The 20,302-nt window shown below is 72.3% G+C and carries 3 protein-coding genes; all 3 read right to left on the reverse strand.

All coding sequences use genetic code 11. The features are described from left to right. Positions 1-3,215, reverse strand: a 3,215-nt coding sequence (locus LPA41_RS40535; RefSeq protein ID WP_229076817.1) for a type I polyketide synthase, incomplete at its 3' end; no start/stop codon positions are given. A gap of 6 nt (positions 3,216-3,221) precedes the next feature. After that, entirely contained in the window at positions 3,222-13,046 is a 9,825-nt protein-coding gene (locus tag LPA41_RS40540) for a type I polyketide synthase (RefSeq protein ID WP_229076818.1), read from the reverse strand. Positions 13,047-13,193: 147 nt separating this feature from the next. After that, positions 13,194-20,302: type I polyketide synthase (locus tag LPA41_RS40545; RefSeq protein WP_255691803.1), on the reverse strand; the 7,109-nt coding region annotated here is incomplete at its 5' end.

Below are 20,302 nucleotides of genomic sequence, written 5' to 3' on the forward strand. Positions count from 1 at the left end.
AGAACACCGGCCGGGTGCAGGGCGGCGTCGAGCAGGGCCGGGTGGATACCGAAGCCGTCCACGTCGGCCTCGACGGTCACTTCGGCGAAGACCTCTTCACCACGCCGCCACAAACGGCGCAGGCCCTGGAAGACCGGGCCGTATCGAAGTCCGGCGCCGGCCAGCTCCTCGTACCACCCGGTCACCGGCAGTTCGGCGGCGTCGGCCGGCGGCCACACCGCTAGTGAGCGGTCCTCCGGTTCGGCCGGTGCGGCGGTCAGCGACCCGGAGGCGTGCTGAACCCACTCGTCGGTGTCGTCGTCGGCGCAGGCGTGCACCGTGACCGCGCGGACCCCGGTGGCGTCCTCCGCGGCTACCGCCACCTGCACCAGGATTCCGCCGCGTTCCGGCAGGATCAGGGGTACTTCGACGGTGAGTTCGTCAAGCAGATCGCAGTCGGCCCGCTGACCGGCGTGCAGGACCAGTTCGACAAGCGCCGCCCCCGGCACGACGACCACGCCGTTCACCACATGGTCTGCGAGCCACGGGTGCGTACTGAGCGACAGCCGTCCGGTGAACAGCAACTCGTCGGCACGGGCGAGACCGATGGCGGCACCCAGCAGCGGATGGTCAACCGATCGCAGGCCGGCCGACGACAGGTCCGCGACGTTCTCCGGCAGGGCGGACGGCCAGTAGCGCTGGTGTTGGAAGGCGTAGGTGGGCAGTTCGATACGCCGGGCACCGGGGAACACCTTCACCCAGTCCGGGCCGGCCACCGCCAGCGCCTGCACGATCGAGGTGGCCTCGTCGCGGCCCTTACGGATCGTCGGCAGACACACCCCGTCGACGTGCGTCGCGAGCGCACCGGACGGGCCCACCTCGATGAACCGGGTGACACCGGCGGCACGCATCGCGGCCAGGCCGTCAGCGAACCGGACGGGCTGGCGGACCTGCCGCACCCAGTACTGCGGATCCATCACCTCGACACCGACCGGCTCACCGGTCACATTCGAAATCCAGCCCAACGACGGCATCTCGAAATCGATGTCCTGCAAGACAGCGGCGAAGTCCCGCAGCATCGGCTCCATACGCGCCGAATGGAACGCATGACTGACCCGCAACCGCCGCGTCTTGTCGAACCCGGCCGCCACCGCCAGCACCGCATCCTCATCACCGGAGATCACCACCGCCTGCGGGCCGTTGACCGCCGCGATCGACACCCCATCAACAAGCCGCGCGATCACGTCGTCCTCGGTGGCCTGCACCGCCACCATCGCCCCACCCGTGGGCAGCGCCTGCATCAGACTGCCTCGGGCCGCGACCACCTTGACCGCATCCGCCAGCGACCACAGTCCGGCCACGTGCGCGGCGGCCAGCTCACCGATCGAATGCCCCAGCAACAGATCCGGGCGCACCCCCCACGACTGCAGCAACCGGAACGTGGCCACCTCAACCGCGAACAACGCCGCCTGAGTGAACCGCGTCTCGTCCAAATCCTGATCCAGCGGGAACCCGAACGCCGCGACCACCTCGTCATACACGGCCGCGAAAACCGGATACGCCTGATACAGGCCCTCACCCATGCCGGCGAACTGCGCACCCTGACCCGGGAACAACACACCCAGCTTGCCGTCAGCCACCCGCACGACATCCAACGGCGCCGACACATCAGTCACCACAGCCCGATACGGCAACAACGCCCGCGTCGTAGCCAACGAGAACCCGACATCAACAGCATCAGCATCCAACACGGCCAACCGCTGCACCTGCGCCGCCAACGCCTCCGCGGACTTCGCAGAAACCAGCCACGGCACCGGCCCCTGATGCGGCACCCCGGACGGGAGCTCCGGTGCCTCCACACCCGGACCCTGCTCCAAGATCACGTGCGCGTTCGTGCCACTGATCCCGAACGACGACACCGCCGCCCGACGAGGTCTGTCCTGCACCTGCCACTCGACCGGCTCCGTCAACAACTCCACCGCACCCGACTCCCAATCCACCTGCGGAGTCGGCTCATCCACATGCAACGTGCGCGGCATCACACCATGCCGCATCGCCTGCACCATCTTGATGATCCCGGCGACACCCGCCGCGGCCTGCGTGTGCCCGATATTCGACTTGATCGACCCCAGCCGCAGGGGCGCGGTGCGCTTCTGCCCGTAGGTGGCGAGAAGCGCCTGTGCCTCGATCGGGTCACCCAGCGTGGTACCCGTGCCGTGACCCTCGACCACGTCCACCTGGTCGGGTGCGATGCGCGCGTTGGCGAGCGCCTGCCGGATGACGCGCTGCTGCGACGGCCCGTTCGGTGCCGTCAGGCCGCTGGAGGCGCCGTCCTGGTTGACCGCCGAACCACGGACCACGGCCAGGACCGGGTGACCGTTGCGCTGCGCGTCCGACAGCCGCTCCACCAGCAGCATGCCCACGCCCTCGGCCCAGCCTGTGCCGTCCGCCGCGGCGGCGTACGACTTGCATCGTCCGTCGAAGGCCAGCCCGCGCTGCCGGCTGAAGTCGACGAAGGTGCCCGGGGTGGCCATCACGGTGACGCCCCCGGCCAGAGCAAGGGAGCACTCCCGCTGCCGCAGAGCCTGGACCGCCAGGTGCAGAGCGACAAGCGAGGAGGAACAGGCGGTGTCCACGGTGACCGCCGGACCCTCCAGCCCCATCGCGTAGGCGACCCGGCCGGAGAGCACCGAGCCGAGGTTGCCTACCCCGAGGAACCCTTCGGAGCCGCCCGGCGCCTGCTGAATGATTTGGGCATAGTCGTGGTACATCAGGCCGGCGAAGACGCCGGTGTTGCTGCCGCGCAGCGCCGTCGGGTCGATACCGGCCCGCTCGAAGGTCTCCCAGGCGATCTCGAGCAGTAGCCGCTGCTGCGGGTCCATGCCGAGGGCCTCGCGCGGACTGATGTCGAAGAACGCCGGGTCGAATCCGGCGGCGTCGTGCAGGAAACCGCCCTCGCTGACGTACGACGTGCCGGGGTTGTCCGGGTCGGGGTCGAAGAGTCGCAGATCCCAGTTCCGATCGTCCGGGAACGCGGTGACCCCGTCACGGCCGCCCGCGACCAGATCCCAGAGCTGGTCAGGATCCGTCACCCCGCCCGGATAGCGGCAGGCCATGCCGACGATGGCGATCGGCTCCCGGTCGCGGTACTCGACCTCGCGCAGCCGCTGGCGAGTCTCACGCAGGTCTGCCGTGGCCCGCTTGAGGTAGTCGAGGAACTTCTCCTCGTTCGCCATGTGGCGTCACTCCTTGAAGTTGAGCGTCGTGTCGACGGTGGCGCCGGAATCGATTCCCAGTTCCTCGTCGAGGAGGTCGAACAATTCGTCGGCGGTCACCTCGTCGAGGCGGCCGGCAGTCTCGGTCGCGGCGTCTGTGGTGGGACCGGTGGACCAGGAGGTGAGCAGACCGCGCAGGCGGTCCGTGACCCGGGACCGGTCGTCGTCGTCCGGTGGCACCGACCCGAGGGCGGCTTCCAGCCGGTCCAGGTCGGCGAGCAGGGTCAGTGCGGTGATCGTGCCGTCGCTGACGAGTTCGCCCCGCAGGTGGGTGGCGAGCGCGGCCGGTGACGGATGATCGAAGACGAGGGTGGTGGAGAGCCGCAGCCCGGTGCTCGCGATCAGCCGGTTGCGCAGCTCCACGGCGGTGAGCGAGTCGAACCCGATGTCGAGGAAGCCCTTGCCCGGCTCGATGGCGGTGCCGCTGGGATGCCCAAGCACATCGACGACGGCTTCCCGGACCAATTCGGCGAGGACGGCGTCCTGTGCTGCGGCGTCCTTGCCGACCAACTGGTGGCGCAGGTCGTCGGCGGAGACGCCCGGCCGGGCCGCGGCGGGGCGGGCGGGCATCCGGATCAGGCCCCGCAGCAGCGGCGGCACCACGTCGGCGCGAACCTGCGCCGTTCCCGCCGCCAGCCGGGCGGCGAGCAGTACCGGCGCGGTGGCGCCACGGGCGGCGTCGAAGAGGTCGAAGCCGTCATCGGCGGTCAGCGGCACCAGACCGGTACGGGCCATCCGGGTCACCTCGGTGACACCGAGACGGCCGAGCATGCCACTCTCCGCCCACGGTCCCCATGCGATCGACCGGGCCGGTCGGCCGGTGGCGTGCCGATGCGCGGCGAGCCCGTCCAGGAACGCGTTGGCGGCGGCGTAGTTGGCCTGCCCGGGACTGCCCAGGGTGCCGGCGGTCGAGGAGAAGAGCACGAACTCGGTCAGGCCGTCGGTCAGTTCGTGCAGGTGCCAGGCGGCGTCGGCCTTGGCGTGCAGCACCGCGTCGACCTGCTCGGGGGTGAGCGTGGCGAGCACGCCGTCGGCGACAATCCCAGCGGTGTGCACGACGACGCCGAGAGGGCGGTCCGCCGGCACGGTGTCCAGCAGGGCCGCCACCGCGGCGCGATCGCCCAGGTCGCAAGGGAGGTAGTTGGGTGCGGCACCCAGCGCGGTGAGCTCGCCGAGCAACCCGGTGAGGTCGCTTGGAGCACGGCGGCCGGTGAGCAGCAGATGCCGTACGCCTTGGCCGGCGAGTCGGCGGGCGACCTGACCGCCGAGCACTCCGCTGGCGCCGGTCACCAGCACGGTGCGGTCGGCGACGAGGGTGACGGGTGCGGTGTCGCCGGCGCGGACGAGGCGGGGCAGCAGCACGGTGCCGGCCCGGACCGCCGTCTGCGGCCGACCGGTTCCGGCCGCAGCGGCGAGATGCTCGTGGCCCGTGTCGTCGAGGTCGACGTGCAGGATTCGGCCCGGGTGCTCGGCCTGGGCCGTGCGGATCAGTCCGGCGAGGGCGGCCTGCGCCGGGTCGACGTCCTCGCCATCGGTGGTGGCGACGCCGTGCCGGGTGGTGACCACCAGCGGCGCGCCTTCCTCGCCGAGCCGCTCGCCGAGGACCCGGATCGCCTCCTGAACGACCGCGTGCACGTCGGCAACCGGCCCGGCACCGGGGCTGGGGAAACTGAGCCGCCCAGCGACAGCGGAATCCGGCACGCCGGGCGGGGCGATTCCGGCCTCGGTGGCGGGATCCCAGCACAGGGTGAGGAGCGGGTTCTGCCGGCCGCGCCGGGCGCCGTCCAGGTGGGCGGTGCTGACCTGGCGCAGCACCAGGGCGCCGACGGTGGCGACGGGTCGACCCGACCCGGTGCTCAGGTCGATCGTCACGCCGTCGCCGCCGGCCGGGCGGATGCGTACCCGAAGGTCGGTGGCACCGGTGGCGTACAGGGTGACGTCGGTCCAGGCGAACGGCAGACGGCTCTGTGCGTCGTCCGGGCGGGCCAGGCCGATCGCGTGCAGAGCGGCGTCGAGAAGTGCCGGGTGCAGTCCGAAGCGGGTGGCGTCTCCGGCAGCCGAGTCCGGCAGGGTCACCTCGGCACAGACGTCGTCGCCGTCCAGCCAGGCCGCGGTCACACCCTGGAAGGTGGGGCCGTAGCCGTAGCCGATCCGGGCCAGTTGTTCGTAGAGGCCGGTCACCGGCAGCGGTGTGGCGCCGGGCGGCGGCCAGGCCGCCGCCGGCGTTTCGGGCGGCGCGGCGGTGTCCGGCGCGAGCATGCCGCCGGCATGCCGGATCCAGCCGTCCGGGTCGTCGTCGGGCCGGGAGTGCACGGTGACCGTGCGCCGCCCGTCCGGACCTGCGGCGCCGGCCCGGACCTGGATGTGTACGGCGCCCTGTTCGGGCACCGCCAGCGGCGCCTCGATGGTCAGTTCCTCGATCCGCGCCGTGCCGGCCTGTGCGCCGGCCCAGAGCGCGAGTTCCACGTACGCGGTGCCGGGCAGCAGCACCGTGCCGAGCACCGCGTGATCGCCGAGCCAGGGGTGGCTGTCCAGCGACAGCCGTCCGACGCCGAAGGTCTCCCCGGCGCCGGCCAGGTCGACGGCCGCGGCGACGAGCGGGTGTGCCGGATCCTCGAGCCCCGCGGCGGCGAGGTTCGTGGCGCCGGTGCGGGCGCCGGCGAGCCAGAAGTGATCGTGCTGGAAGGCGTAGGTCGGCAGGTCGACGCGGCGGGCTCCGGATCCGGCGTAGAACGCCGCCCAGTCCACCGGGACACCGCTGGTGTACACGGCCGTCAGGGCGACCGCGAGGGCGTGCGGCTCGTCGCGGTCGCGGCGCAAGGTGGGCACGTACGCCGTCTCGCCGGTGTCGTCGCCGTGCTGCGCGAGAGCGGTGAGTGTGCCCGATGGTCCGGCCTCGACGAAGACGCCCACTCCGGCGGCGCGTGCGGTGGCGATGGCGTCGGCGAAGCGGACCGGCCGGCGGACCTGGTCCACCCAGTACGACGGCTCCATCGCCTCGACGCCGGCTTGGCGGCCGGTCAGGTTGGACACCCATCCCGACGACGGCGTATCGAACCGGACGTCGCCGAGCACGGCGGCGAAGTCGTCGAGCATCGGGTCGAGGCGCGCCGAGTGGAACGCGTGGCTGACACGCAGACGGCGCACCTTGACGCCCCGCTCCTCGAAACGGGCGCCCAGGGCTGCGACCTCGGCCTCGTCGCCGGAGACGACGACCGCATGCGCGCCGTTTATCGCGGCGATCGAGACGCCGCCGGTGAGCAGTGCGGCGACCTCGGTCTCCGACGCCTGCACGGCCGCCATCGCCCCACCCGCGGGTAGTGCCTGCATGAGCCGGCCGCGGGCCGCGACGATCCGCGCGGCGTCGCCGAGCGACCAGAGACCAGCCAGGTACGCCGCGCTGAGTTCACCGATCGAGTGACCGATCAGCAGGTCAGGACGGATCCCCCAGGACTCGATCAGCCGGACCACCGCCACCTCCACGGCGAACAGCCCGGCCTGCGTGAAAATCGTGTCGTCGAGCAGTTCACCGCCGGCGAACACCACGTCGTGGACCGAACGCGGCAGGTGCTGGTCGAGTTCGGCGCAGACCGCGTCGAACGCGTCCGCGAACACCGGGTGGGCGGCGTACAGGCCGGCGCCCATGCCGGCGAACTGGGCGCCTTGGCCGGGAAGCAGCAGGCCGACCTTGACGCCCGGCCGGGCCCGGCCGTGGATCAGCGCGGCGGACGGCGCACCGGCGGCGAGCCGGCGCAGCCCGTCCAGGACGTCGTCACGATCGCGTCCGTCGACCGCCGCCCGGTGCTCGAGCGCGGTACGGCCGGTCGCCAGCGAGTACGCGACGTCGGTGAGGTCGGCGTCCGGGTCCGAGTGCAGCCGGTCGAGCAGCGCCCCGGCCTGCTCGGTCAGGGCTTCGGCACTGTGCGCCGACAGAGTCAGCGGCAGCGGGCCGGGCCGGGCGCCGGCCGGAACCGGTGCCGTCGACGGCGGCTCCTCCAGGATCAGGTGGACGTTGGTGCCGCTGACGCCGAAGGAGGACACCGCGGCCCGGCGGGGCCGGTCGGCAGCCGGCCATTCGCGGGCGCCGGTGAGCAGCTCTACACGGCCGGTCGTCCAGTCCACGTGGCTGGTCGGTTCGTCCACGTGCAGCGTCCGCGGCAGCACGCCGTGGCGCATCGCCTGCACCATCTTGATGATTCCGGCGACGCCCGCGGCTGCCTGGGCGTGCCCGATGTTCGACTTGATCGAGCCCAGGTACAGCGGCGTCTCGCGGTCCTGCCCGTACGTGGCGAGCAGCGCCTGCGCCTCGATCGGGTCACCGAGCGTGGTGCCGGTGCCATGGCCCTCGACCGCGTCGACGTCGCCGGTCCCGAGCCCGGCAGCGGCCAGCGCCTGCCGGATGACGCGGCGCTGCGCCGGCCCGCTGGGAGCGCTCAGACCGTTGGAGGCGCCGTCCGAGTTGACCGCCGAGCCGCGTAGCACCGCGAGCACGTCATGGCCGTGCCGGCGGGCATCGGAGAGTCGTTCGACGACCAGCATGCCGGCGCCCTCGGACCAGCCGGTGCCGTCGGCGGCCTCGGCGAAGGACTTGCAGCGCCCGTCCCTGGCGAGGCCCCCCTGCCGGCTGAACTCGACGAAGGTGCCCGGGGTGGCCATCACCGCGACGCCACCGGCCAGGGCCAGGTCGCACTCACCCTGGCGCAGTGCCTGGGCAGCCAGGTGCAGCGCGGTCAGCGAGGACGAGCATGCGGTGTCGACCGTGATCGCCGGGCCTTCGAGCGCCAGGGTGTAGGCGACCCGCCCGGCCAGGACGGCGGTGGCGGTGCCGGTCATCAGATACCCGGCCACGCCGTCCGGGGTTTCGGTGAGCCCGTTGCCGTACCCCTGCGGGGACGCGCCCACGAACACCCCGGTACGGGTGCCACGCAGGCCGGTTGCCGCGATCCCGGCCCGTTCCAGTGCCTCCCAGGACACCTCCAGCACCTGTCGCTGCTGCGGGTCCATGGCCAGCGCCTCGCGCGGGTTGATCCCGAAAAAGCCCGCGTCGAACCCGGTGGCGTCGTCGAGGAAGCCACCCGCCGAGGTGGATGAGACGCCGATCTCGCCGGTGCCGGTGCCGAACAGCCCGCCGGTGTCCCAGCCACGGTCCTGCGGGAACGGCCCGATCGAGTCGCCGCCGGCGACGACGAGCCGCCAGAGCTGTTCCGGCGAGCGGACCCCGCCGGGATACCGGCAGCTCATTCCGACGATGACGACAGGATCATCGGTGGCGTGTGCGGGCACCGCCACCGGTCCGGTGTCGGCGGTACCGCCAAAGGTCTCGGCGAGCAGATGCTCGGCGAGGGCCACGGCGGTGGGGTGGTCGAAGACCAGGGTGGTCGGCAGGTCCAGCCCGGTGGCGGCACGCAGCCGGGTGCGCAGGTCCACCGCGGTGATCGAGTCGAATCCCAGGTCGCGGAAGGCGCGGCCGGGGTCGAGCTGGTCGCCGGAGGGCAGCCCCAGCGCGGTAGCGGCCTGGGCGCGGACGAGGTCCAGCACGGTGGTGGCGCGGTCCGCGGCGGACAGAGCAGCGAGACGTTCCCGGAAAGAGGTGCCGTCGCCGGCCGGGACGCCCTCGGCGAGTACGTCGCGCACCTCGGGCAGACCGGTCAGCAGTGGGCTGGGACGGGCCGCGGTGAAGGCCGGTGCGAACCGGTTCCAGTCGACGTCGGCGACCGTGACGGCCGCCTCGCCGTGGTCGACCGCGGCGCACAGCGCGGTGCGCGCCAGGTCGGGGTCCATCGGCGACAGGCCGCGCTTGCTCAGGTGCCGGCTGGTCTCGCCGTCGGCCATCCCGCCCCCGCCCCAGACACCCCAGGCCACCGAGGTCGCCGGGAGGCCGGCGGCACGCCGCTGCTCGGCCAGGGCGTCGAGGTAGGCGCCGGCCGCCGCGTACGCGCCCTGTCCGCCGCTGCCCCACACCGCGGCGATGGAGGAGAAGAGCACGAACGCGTCGAGCGGCTGCCCGGCGAAGGCCTCGCTCAGGTTGACGGCGCCGGCCACCTTCGCGTCCACGACCTGTTCGAACGCCGCGGCGTCGGTGTCGCCGATCGCGCTGAGCTGGCCGACGCCGGCGGTGTGCAGGACAGCGGTGACGGTCTCGCCGCCCGCACGCAGCCGGTTGACGAGTTCCGTCACGGCGGATCGGTCGGCGACGTCGCAGGCGGCCACGGTGACCCGTACGCCCAGGCCGGTCAGCTCGTCGCGGAGCGTGTCGGCACCTGGCGCGTCCGGACCGCGGCGGCTGGTCACCACCACGTGTTCGGCGCCGGCGCCGGCGAGCCAGCGTGCCATCCGGCGGCCGATCGCCCCGGTTCCACCGGTGATCAGTACGGTGCCGCGGGGCTTCCACGGTGTGAGGGCGGGCGTCGTCGTCCGCGGCGCCCGCACCAACCGGCGAGCGAAGACCCCGGAGGCGCGGACGGCGATCTGGTCCTCGGCGCGTGCGCCCAGGATCGCGCAGATCCGGTCGATGGCGCGCTCGTCGAGGATGTCCGGCAGGTCGAGCAGCCCGCCCCAGCGCTGAGGGAACTCGACGCCGGCGACCCGGCCGTATCCCCAGGTCATCGCGGCCGACGGTTCCGGCGCGGCGTCCCAGCGACCGGCGCTGACGGCCCCCCGGGTGAGCACCCACAACGGCGCGGCCCCCGCACCGAGCGCCTTGATCAGGGCATCGGTGCGGGCCAGGCCGGCCGGGACGGCGGTGTTGCCGTCGTCTGCGCGGTGCAAGGCCAGCAGGGAGATGATGCCGGCCGGTTCGGGTTGCCCGGCGAGGTCAGCGGTGCCGGTCAGGATCCGCACGTCGGCGCCGTGGGTGCGCAGTCCGGCGGCGAGAGTGTCGGTGGGTTCGCCGGGCTCACCGAGCAGCCACCAGACACCGGCCGGCCGGGCGGTCCGGGTGACGGTGACCGGTTTCCAGACGATCCGGTACCGCCAGGCGTCGACGGCCGAGCCGATCCGGCGCCGCCGCCGCCAGGAGGCGAGCAGGGGCAGGGCGGGCTCCAGGGCGGTGGCTTCCTCCTCGACGTCCATCGCCGAGCGCATCGCCGCCATGTCCTCGCGCTCGACGGCGTCCCAGAACCGGGCATCGGCGGGGTCTGCGGCACCTGCCGCGTCACCAGCGGCGGACGGCCAGTAGCGCTGCGACTGGAAGGCGTACGTGGGCAGGTCGATCCGCTGGGCGCCGGAACCGGCGAAGAACGCGGTCCAGTCGACGGATACGCCGTGCACATGCGCCCCGGCAAGGGCGGCGACGACGTCCCTGGCCTCGTCCCGTCCTTTGCGGAGGGTCGGCAGGCAGAGGTCCTCGACGTGCGCGGCGAGCGCACCGGACGGGCCCACCTCGATGAATCGGGTCACCCCGGCGGCACGCATCGCGGCGACACCGTCGGCGAACCGGACGGGCTGGCGGACCTGCCGCACCCAGTACTGCGGGTCCATCACCTCGACACCGACCGGCTGGCCGGTCACATTCGAAACCCAGCCCAACGACGGCGCCGCGAAGACCACCTCGTCAAGGACAGCGGCGAAGTCCTGCAGCATCGGCTCCATACGCGCCGAATGGAACGCATGACTGACCCGCAACCGCCGCGTCTTGTCGAACCCGGCCGCCACCGCCAGCACCGCATCCTCATCACCGGAGATCACCACCGCCTGCGGGCCGTTGACCGCCGCGATCGACACCCCATCAACAAGCCGCGCCACCACCTCGTCCTCGGTCGCGGCGACAGCCACCATCGCCCCACCCGTGGGCAGCGCCTGCATCAGACTGCCCCGAGCCGCGACCACCTTCACCGCATCCGCCAACGACCACAAACCCGCCACGTGCGCGGCGGCCAGCTCACCGATCGAATGCCCCAGCAACAGATCCGGGCGCACCCCCCACGACTGCAACAACCGGAACGTGGCCACCTCAACCGCGAACAACGCCGCCTGAGTGAACCGCGTCTCGTCCAGCCTCGCGGCATCGATATCGAACCCGAACGCCGCGACCACCTCGTCATACACGGCCGCGAAAACCGGATACGCCCGATACAAGCCCTCACCCATGCCGGCGAACTGCGCACCCTGACCCGGGAAGAGCAGGCCGACGCCGCCGTCCGACACCACACCGGTGACGACCTCAGGGTCCGGTGTGCCGTCGGCCAGTGTCGCCAGCTGCCCGGCGTCCAGGACCACCGCACGGTGCTCGAGCGAGGACCGGGTGCTCACCAGCGACCACGCCACGTCGACGGGTTCGTGGGCGGCACCCGCCAGGTGGTCGAGCAACCGCGCCGCTTGGGCCCGCAGGGCCGGCCGGGAACGCGCCGACAGCACCCACGGCAGGACCGGCGCGGTCCAATCCGGCCCCGGGCCGGACCGGTCGGGATCGCCGGGGGCGGTCTCGGGCGCCGGCTCGGCCGGTTCCTCGATGATGACGTGCGCGTTGGTGCCGCTCATGCCGAACGACGAGACGCCCGCGCGACGGGTCCGCCCACCGCGCGGCCACGGCACGGGCTGGTCGAGCAGCCGCACACCGCCGGCCGCCCAGGGCACCAAGGACGTCGGCCGGGAGATGTGCAGGGTGCGGGGCAGCATGTCATGCCGCATCGCCATGACCATCTTGATGACACCGGCCATGCCGGCCGCCGCCTGGGTGTGGCCGATGTTGGACTTCACCGACCCCAGCCGCAGCGGGCGCCCGCCGGGGCGGTCCTTGCCGTACGTGGCCAGCAGCGCCTCCGCCTCGATGGGATCGCCCAGCGTGGTGCCCGTGCCGTGCGCCTCCACCACGTCCACGTCCGCGGCGGACAGCTTGGCGTTGGCGAGCGCCTGCAGGATTACGCGCTGCTGGGACGGTCCGTTGGGCGCCGTCAACCCGTTGGTGGCGCCGTCCGAGTTCACGGCGGACCCGCGCAGCGTCGCCAGCACCGGATGGCCGTTGCGGCGGGCGTCCGCGAGGCGTTCGAGGACCAGAACGCCGACGCCCTCGGCCCACGCGGTGCCGTCGGCGGTGGCAGCGAACGCCTTGCAACGGCCGTCGGCGGCGAGGCCCCCGTGCTCACTGAACCCGCTGAACGCACTGGGCGTGGACATCACGGTGGCACCGCCGGCCAGCGCCAGGGAACACTCACCGCGGCGCAGCGCGGTGGCGGCCAGATGCAAGGCGACGAGCGAGGTGGAGCAGGCGGTGTCCACGGTCAGTGCCGGGCCTTCCAGCCCGAGGACGTAGGCGATGCGGCCGGACAGGATGCTGGCTGCGGTGCCGGTGAGCGCGTACCCTTCCGAGGCCTCGGGTGCCATGTGCAGCACCGCGCGGTAGTCCTGGCTGGTGGTACCGACGAAGACGCCGGTGCTGCTGCCGCGCAATGTGTGCGGCGCCATACCGCCGCTTTCCAGTGCCTCCCAGGAGCATTCCAGCAGAAGCCGCTGCTGCGGATCCATGGAAAGCGCCTCACGCGGGGAAATGCCGAAGAAGTCGGCGTCGAAAGACGCGACGTCGTCGAGAAATCCGCCTTCAGTGGAAGCGAACTGTCCGGAGCTGACATTCCAGCCGCGGTCGCCGGGGAACTCTGAAATGGCGTCGGTGCTGGCCGCGACCAGCTGCCACAGTTCTTCCGGCGTTCGTACCCCACCAGGGAATCTACAGCTCATCGCGGTGATGGCGATCGGTGCGGACTCCAGTGCCTCGAAATCCTGAAGGCGCTGACGAGTCTGATGCAAATCCGCAGTAACCCATTTCAGGTAGTCTCGCAGCGTATCTTCATTCGCCATTAAATCCACCCAGACAAGCAGAAGGCAGCGCACCACATTGCCTGGCAATGCGGATTCAGAGGTTTGATGCGGCTGGTAGAACCAAGCTATGGGACCGGGTGAGGGCCGACAACCCCTAAGCCGACCCCTCCCCTGCGGGGGCCATCGTCAATCCGTACGCCCCAGCTGGTCGTTGATGAAGGTGAAGATTTCGTCGTCGCTGGCCGATCCGAGCTGGTCGAGCACCCCCGACCCGTTCCCGGCAGGGGTTGCTGTCGGCTGCGACCACTTGGCCAGGAACGCCTGCACCCGGACCGCGATCTTGGCGCGGGTCAGTTCATCCGGGGCGTTGACGACCATGGCGGCCTCCAGCTTGTCGAGTTCGGACAGCAGGCTCACCCCGGTCACCGCGTCCTCGACCAGGCCGTCGCGCAGGTGCCGGGCGGTGGCCTCGACGCTCGGGTAGTCGAAGGCCAGGCCGGCCGGTAGCGCCAGTCCGGTCGCCGCGGTCAGCTTGCCGCGCAGCTCGACAGCCATCAGCGAATCGAAGCCGAGGTCACCGAACGCGGTGCCGGCCGGCACCTCACCCGGGTCACCGAACCCGAGGACCGCGGCCACCTGGCCGCGGACCAGCTCTTGGAGCTCGGCATCCTGCTCACCGGGGCTCAGTTCGGCCAGACGGGTACGCAGCCGCTCGGCCACATCCTCGTCGGCGGACTCCGGCTCCCCTGCGTGCACGGCCTCCACGGCATCGGTCAGCTCGACGAGCAGCGGGCTGGGCCGCAGCGCCGTGAAGGCACGGGCGAACCGGTTCCACTCGACGTCGGCGACGGTCACCGCGGTGTCGTCGGCGGCGAGGGACTGCTCCAGCGCGAGCAGGGCGAGCTCCGGCGCCATCGCAGGCAGCCCTCGGCGGCGCAGGTCAGCCTCGGCGGAGCTGTCGGCGGCCATCCCACCGTCCGCCCACGGTCCCCAGGCGATCGCGGTGGCCTTCGCCCCACGGGCGCGACGGGCCGCAGCCAGCGCGTCCAGGGCGGCGTTGGCCGCGGCATAGGCGCCCTGCCCGCCACTGCCCCACACCCCGGCGATGGACGAGAAGAGCACGAACGCGTCCAGCTCGGCACCGTCGAACACGGCATCGAGGTGCACCGCTCCGGTGACCTTGGCCGAGGTGGCAGCGGCCAGCGCCACGGCGTCGATCTCGGCGAGCGGCTTGATGCCGGGCACCCCGGCGGCGTGGATGACGACGCGCACCGGTTCCCCTTCCGCAGCGAGGCGGTCGGCGACGGCCGTCAGAGCGGCCCGGTCGGTGACGTCACAGGCATGCACGTCCAGCCGTACTCCCCGGTCGCGGAACTCCTCGGCCAGCCCTTCGGGCGCCGCGCCCCGACGGCTGAGCAACACGACCCGGGTCGCGCCCCGATCGGCGGCCCAGCGTGCCACCCGCAGGCCGAGCGCTCCGGTGCCGCCGGTGACGAGCGTGGTGCCGCGCGTTGTCCATGACCCGCCGGACGCGGCTTGGGCCCGGACCACCCGGCGCGCATAGACCCCGGACGGGCGGACCGCGACCTGATCCTCACCGATGCCGGAGAGTACGGCGCGGATCCGGCCGGCGGCCCGCTCGTCGATCACCTCGGGCAGATCGATCAGGCCGCCCCAGCGATGCGGCATCTCCAGCCCGGCCACCCGGCCGAGCGCCCACACCTGCGCCTGCACCGGGTCGGGCGGTGTATCGGTCCGGTCGGTGCTGACCGCGGCCCGGGTCAGCGCCCACAACGGCGCGGTGACACCGGCCGTCTCGAGGTCGCGCAGCAACGCGGTCAGTTCGGCCGGCGCCTCCGGGCCGCCGATCGTAGCGAGCACGCCGACCGCGTCGGCGTGGCCGGCGAGGATGCCCTGATCGGTGCCGTCGGTGACCGTGACCTCGGCACCGGTCTCCCGCAACGAGTCGGCCAACAGCGGCCTGTCGTCGCTGGTGATCAGCAGCCAGCGACCCGCAGGCACGCCGGTGAGCTCGGTGCGCAGCGCGGTCCACCGTACGCCGTATCGCCACGCGTCGACCTGCGAGCGGCGCCGCCAGCGGGAAAGCATCGGCAGCGCATCACCGAGCGGCTGATCGGCGCGGAGTTCCAGATCGCCGGTGAGAGCGGAGAGGTCACGCCTTTCCACCGCGTCCCAGAACGCCGTCTCAGTGGCCGGCGTACCGGCGACCGGTGCCGGCGCCGGCGCTGCGAGCGGCGGGGCCGGCCAGTAACGCTTGCGCTGGAAGGGGTACGTGGGCAAGCCGACCCGGACAGCGCCGGAACCGGCGAAGAATGCCTGCCAGTCGACGTCCACCGCAGCGAGCGCGGCGACCACCGTACGGGCCTCGTCGCGGCCCTTGCGCACGGTCGGCAGGCACGGCGCGTCGACGTGCGCGGCGAGTGAGCCGGACGGTCCCACCTCGAGGAACGTGGTGATGCCGGCCTGCTTCATGGTGGCGATGCCGTCCGCGAAACGGACTGTCCGGCGCACCTGCCGCACCCAGTAGGCGGGGGTGCGCACCTCGTCACCAGCGATCGCGCCGGTCACGTCGGAGACCCAGCGCAAGGTCGGCGTGGCGAACTCGACGGTCCGCAGCACCGCGGCGAAGTCGTCGAGCATCGGCTCCATCAGGGCGGAGTGGAACGCGTGACTGACCCGCAACCGCCGCGTCTTATCGAAGCGGGAGGCGACCGCCAGCACCGCCTCGTCGTCACCGGAGATCACCACTGCCTGCGGGCCGTTGACCGCCGCGATCGACACATCGTCGGTCAGGTAGGGCACGACCTCATCCACACCGGCCCGTATCGCCACCATGGCTCCGCCGGGCGGCAGGGCCTGCATCAGGGCACCGCGAGCGGCGACCACCTTCACCGCGTCCGCCAGGGACCACAGGCCGGCGACGTGGGCGGCGGCCAGCTCGCCGATCGAGTGGCCGAGCAGCAGATCAGGCCGCACTCCCCACGACTCGAGCAGCCGGTAGGTCGCCACCTCCACCGCGAACAGCGCGGCCTGGGTGAAGCGGGTCTCATCGAGTCGCTCCGCGTCGATACCGAAACCGAACTCGGCCGTCACCGCGTCGTATGCCGCCGCGTACGTCGGGTATGCCCGGTACAGTCCATCGCCCATGCCGGCGAACTGCGCACCCTGACCGGGGAAGAGCATGCCGACCGGACCGTCCGCCCGTACCGTCTCGAACGTCCCGGCGGTGAGCTGCTCACGGTCCAGCACCACGGCCCGGTACGGGAGCGCGGAGCGGGTGGTGGCGAGCGACCAGGCCACGTCCAGCGGGTCCGCATCGACGTCGAGCAGCCGGCTGGCCTGATCCCGCAGTGCCGCCGGCGACTTGGCGGACAGTAGCAGCGGCGTCGCCGGCAGCCCGGGGCGCTCGGCGGGGGGCGACACCGGCGACGTCGGCGGCTCCTCCAGGATGACGTGCGCGTTGGTCCCGCTGATACCGAACGAGGACACCGCCGCCCGCCTCGGCTCCCCGGTGCGCGGCCAGTCGACCTGATCGGTCAGGAGCGTCACCGCACCGCTGGCCCAGTCCACGTGTGACGACGGCCGGTCCACGTGCAGGGTGCGCGGCAGCGTACCGTGCTCCAGCGCCTTGACCATCTTGATGATGCCGGCGACGCCGGCGGCGGCCTGGGTGTGGCCGATGTTCGACTTGACCGAGCCGAGGTAGAGCGGCCGATCCGCGGGCCGGTCCCGGCCGTAGGTGGCCAGCAGTGCCTGCGCCTCGATGGGGTCACCGAGCGTGGTGCCGGTGCCGTGCCCCTCGACTACGTCGATCTGTCCAGCCGTCAGGCCCGCGGCGGCCACCGCCTGTCGGATCACGCGCTGCTGCGCGGGCCCGTTGGGGGCGGTGAGACCGTTCGAGGCCCCGTCCTGGTTGACCGCGCTGCCCCGGACCACGGCGAGGATCGGGTGCCCGTTCGCGATCGCGTCGGACTGCCGTTCCAGGAGCAGCATGCCCGCGCCCTCACCCCAGGCGGTACCGTCGGCGCCGTCGGCGAACGCCTTGACCCGGCCGTCTGCGGCGAGGCCGCGCTGCCGGCTGAACTCGACGAACGCGCCGGGCGTCGCCATCACCGTGACACCGCCGGCCAGGGCGAGCGTGCACTCACCGGACCGCAGAGCCTGACCGGCCAGGTGCAGGGCGACGAGCGAGGAGGAGCAGGCGGTGTCGACGGTGACCGCAGGACCTTCCAGCCCGAGGGTGTAGGACAACCGGCCGGAGACGACGCTGGCGGCGTTGCCGGTGGCGGTGTGCCCGTCGGCGCTGTCCGGCGAGCGGAAGAACAGAGCGGTGTAGTCCTGGCCGTTGGTTCCGGCGAAGACCCCGGTACGGCTGCCGCGCAACGACAGCGGGTCGATGCCCGCTCGTTCCACGGCCTCCCAAGAGACCTCCAGCAGCATCCGCTGCTGAGGGTCCATGGCGAGGGCCTCACGCGGGCTGATCCCGAAGAAGCCGGGGTCGAAACGATCCGCGTCGAGCACGAAACCGCCCTCGGTGACGTACGCGGTGCCGGGCACGTCCGGGTCCGGGTCGTAGAGGGCCGCCAGGTCCCAGCCGCGTTCCTCCGGCATCGGCGTGATCGCGTCGGTCCCGTTCACCACCAGTCGCCACAATTCTTCGGGATCGTGCACATCCCCGGGGAAGCGACAGCTCATGCCGACGATCACGATCGGGTCGCCGGCCGGCGGCGCGGCGGCCACCGGCTCGTCCGTCACGGTGTCCTCGCCGGCCAGCAGCGTGTGCAGGAACGCGGCAAGCGCGGCCGGATTCGGGTGGTCGAAGACCGCGGTGGTCGGGATGACCAGACCGATCGCCGTTCGGAGACCGTTGCGCAGTTCGACTGCGGCAAGCGAGTCGAAGCCCAGCTCCCGGAACGCCACGGTGGCGCCGACCGGTTCGGGATCCCGGTGCCCGAGCACGGCCGCCGCGGACGTACGGACCAGGTCCAGGAGGGCTCGGCTCCGGTCGTCCGAGCCGAGGGCGAGCAACTGGTCACGGAACGCGACGGCGGTGTCGCCTGCCTCGTCACCCCGCAGCGCTTCGGCCGCCTCCGGCAGGTCGCGGAGCAGTGGGCTGGGCCGCAGCGCACAGAACGACGGCGCGAACCGCGACCAGTCGACGTCGCTGACGACGACGGCGGTGTCGTCGCCGGCCAGCGCCCGGTCCAGAGCTAAGAGGGCACGTTCCGGGTCCATCGCCGGCAGGCCGCGGCGGCGTAGATCGGTTTCGACGGCCCCGTCGGCCATCCCGCCGTCGGCCCACGGGCCCCAGGCGATCGCGGTCGCCACCGCTCCCCGGGCACGGCGGGCCAAGGCCAGGGCGTCCAGGGCGGCGTTGCCGGCGGCGTACGCGGCCTGGCCGCCGCCACCCCACACCCCGGCGATCGAGGAGAAGAGCACGAAGGCGTCGAGGTCGTCGCCGAGGACCGCGTCGAGGTTCAGCGCGCCAATGACCTTGGCGTCGACCGCCGCGGCGTACGCCTCAGAGGTCAGCTCTGCCAGCGGCAGCATGGTTGCGGAGCCGGCGGCGTGCACAGCCGTGCGGATGTCCCTGCCCTCCGCGACCCGGGCCAGCGCGGCCCGGTCGGTGATGTCGCACGCCACCACGTCGAGTCGTACCCCGCGTTCCGCGAACTCGGCCGCGACCTGGTCGTCGACAGCTCCGCGGCGGCTCAGCAGCACGATGTGCCCGGCACCGCGATCGGCCACCCAGCGCGCGACCCGTAGGCCGAGCGCGCCGGTCCCGCCGGTGATCAGAACGGTGCCGGAGGCGCTCCAGGCACCGCCGGGAGCGGCCGGGGCATGGGTGATCCGGCGGGCGTAGACCCCGGTGCCCCGCACCGCGATCTGGTCCTCGCCGCCGGTCAGGGCGGCTGTCAGCAGGCGAGCTACCCGGTCGTCGAGGACCGCGGGCAGGTCGATGAGACCACCCCAGCGGTCGGAGTGTTCCAGGGCAGCGACCCGGCCGAGGCCCCACACCTGGGCGCCTACCGGGTCCGGGGCGACGTCGTCGCGGCCGGTGCTGACGGCACCACGGGTGGACACCCAAAGCGGGGCGGTGACACCGGCACGGCTGAGTTCGCGCAGCAGGGCTAACACGTCGGTGGGGTCGTCGAGATCAGCCAGCACTCCGGACACGTCCGGGTCCGGCTCTGTGGTCACATCGAGTCCGGCGTCACGCAGCACCGTGGCGAGCTCGGTGCCGAGGACATACCATCGGCCGCCGGCGGCGGGGGCGCCCGTCACGACCGGAGTCCAGGAGACGTGGTACCGCCACCCGTCGATGGTCTCGGAGTCGCGGACCCGTTGCCGCCACCCGGCGAGGACCGGCAGCGCTTCGCGCACCGACTCGACGCCGGAAAGGCCGAGTGCGCCGAGGTCGTCGGCCTCAAGAGCCTGCCAGAAGGCGGTGTCCGCCTCGACGGGCCGGGGGGCGGAAGGCCAGTAGCGCTGGTGTTGGAAGGCGTAGGTGGGCAGTTCGATACGCCGGGCACCGGGGAACACCTTCACCCAGTCCGGGCCGGCCACCGCCAGCGCCTGCACGATCGAGGTGGCCTCGTCGCGGCCCTTGCGGATCGTGGGCAGACACACCCCGTCGACGTGCGTCGCGAGCGCACCGGACGGGCCCACCTCGACGAACCGGGTCACCCCGGCGGCACGCATCGCGGCCAGGCCGTCAGCGAACCGGACCGGCTGGCGGACCTGCCGCACCCAATACTGCGGATCCATCACCTCAACACCGACCGGCTCACCGGTCACATTCGAAACCCAGCCCAACGACGGCATCTCGAAATCGATGTCCTGCAAGACAGCGGCGAACTCCCGCAGCATCGGCTCCATCAACACCGAATGGAACGCATGACTGACCCGCAACCGCCGCGTCTTGTCGAACCCGGCCGCCACCGCCAGCACGGCATCCTCATCACCGGAGATCACCACCGCCAGCGGGCCGTTGACCGCCGCGATCGACACCCCATCAACAAGCCGCGCGATCACCTCGTCCTCGGTCGCGGCGACAGCCACCATCGCCCCACCCGACGGCAGCGCCTGCATCAACGCACCCCGGGCCGCGACCACCTTGACCGCATCCGCCAACGACCACAGTCCCGCCACGTGCGCGGCGGCCAGCTCACCGATCGAATGCCCCAGCAACAGATCCGGGCGCACCCCCCACGACTGCAGCAACCGGAACGTGGCCACCTCAACCGCGAACAACGCCGCCTGAGTGAACCGCG

The sequence above is a fragment of the Actinoplanes sp. DH11 genome, assembly GCF_020873875.1.
Taxonomy (GTDB): Bacteria; Actinomycetota; Actinomycetes; order Mycobacteriales; family Micromonosporaceae; genus Actinoplanes.

Coding starts and splice junctions, on each gene's coding strand:
- LPA41_RS40540 (WP_229076818.1), bottom strand. CDS start 13,046: ATGGCGAATGAAGATACGCTGCGAGACTACCTGAAATGGGTTACTGCG.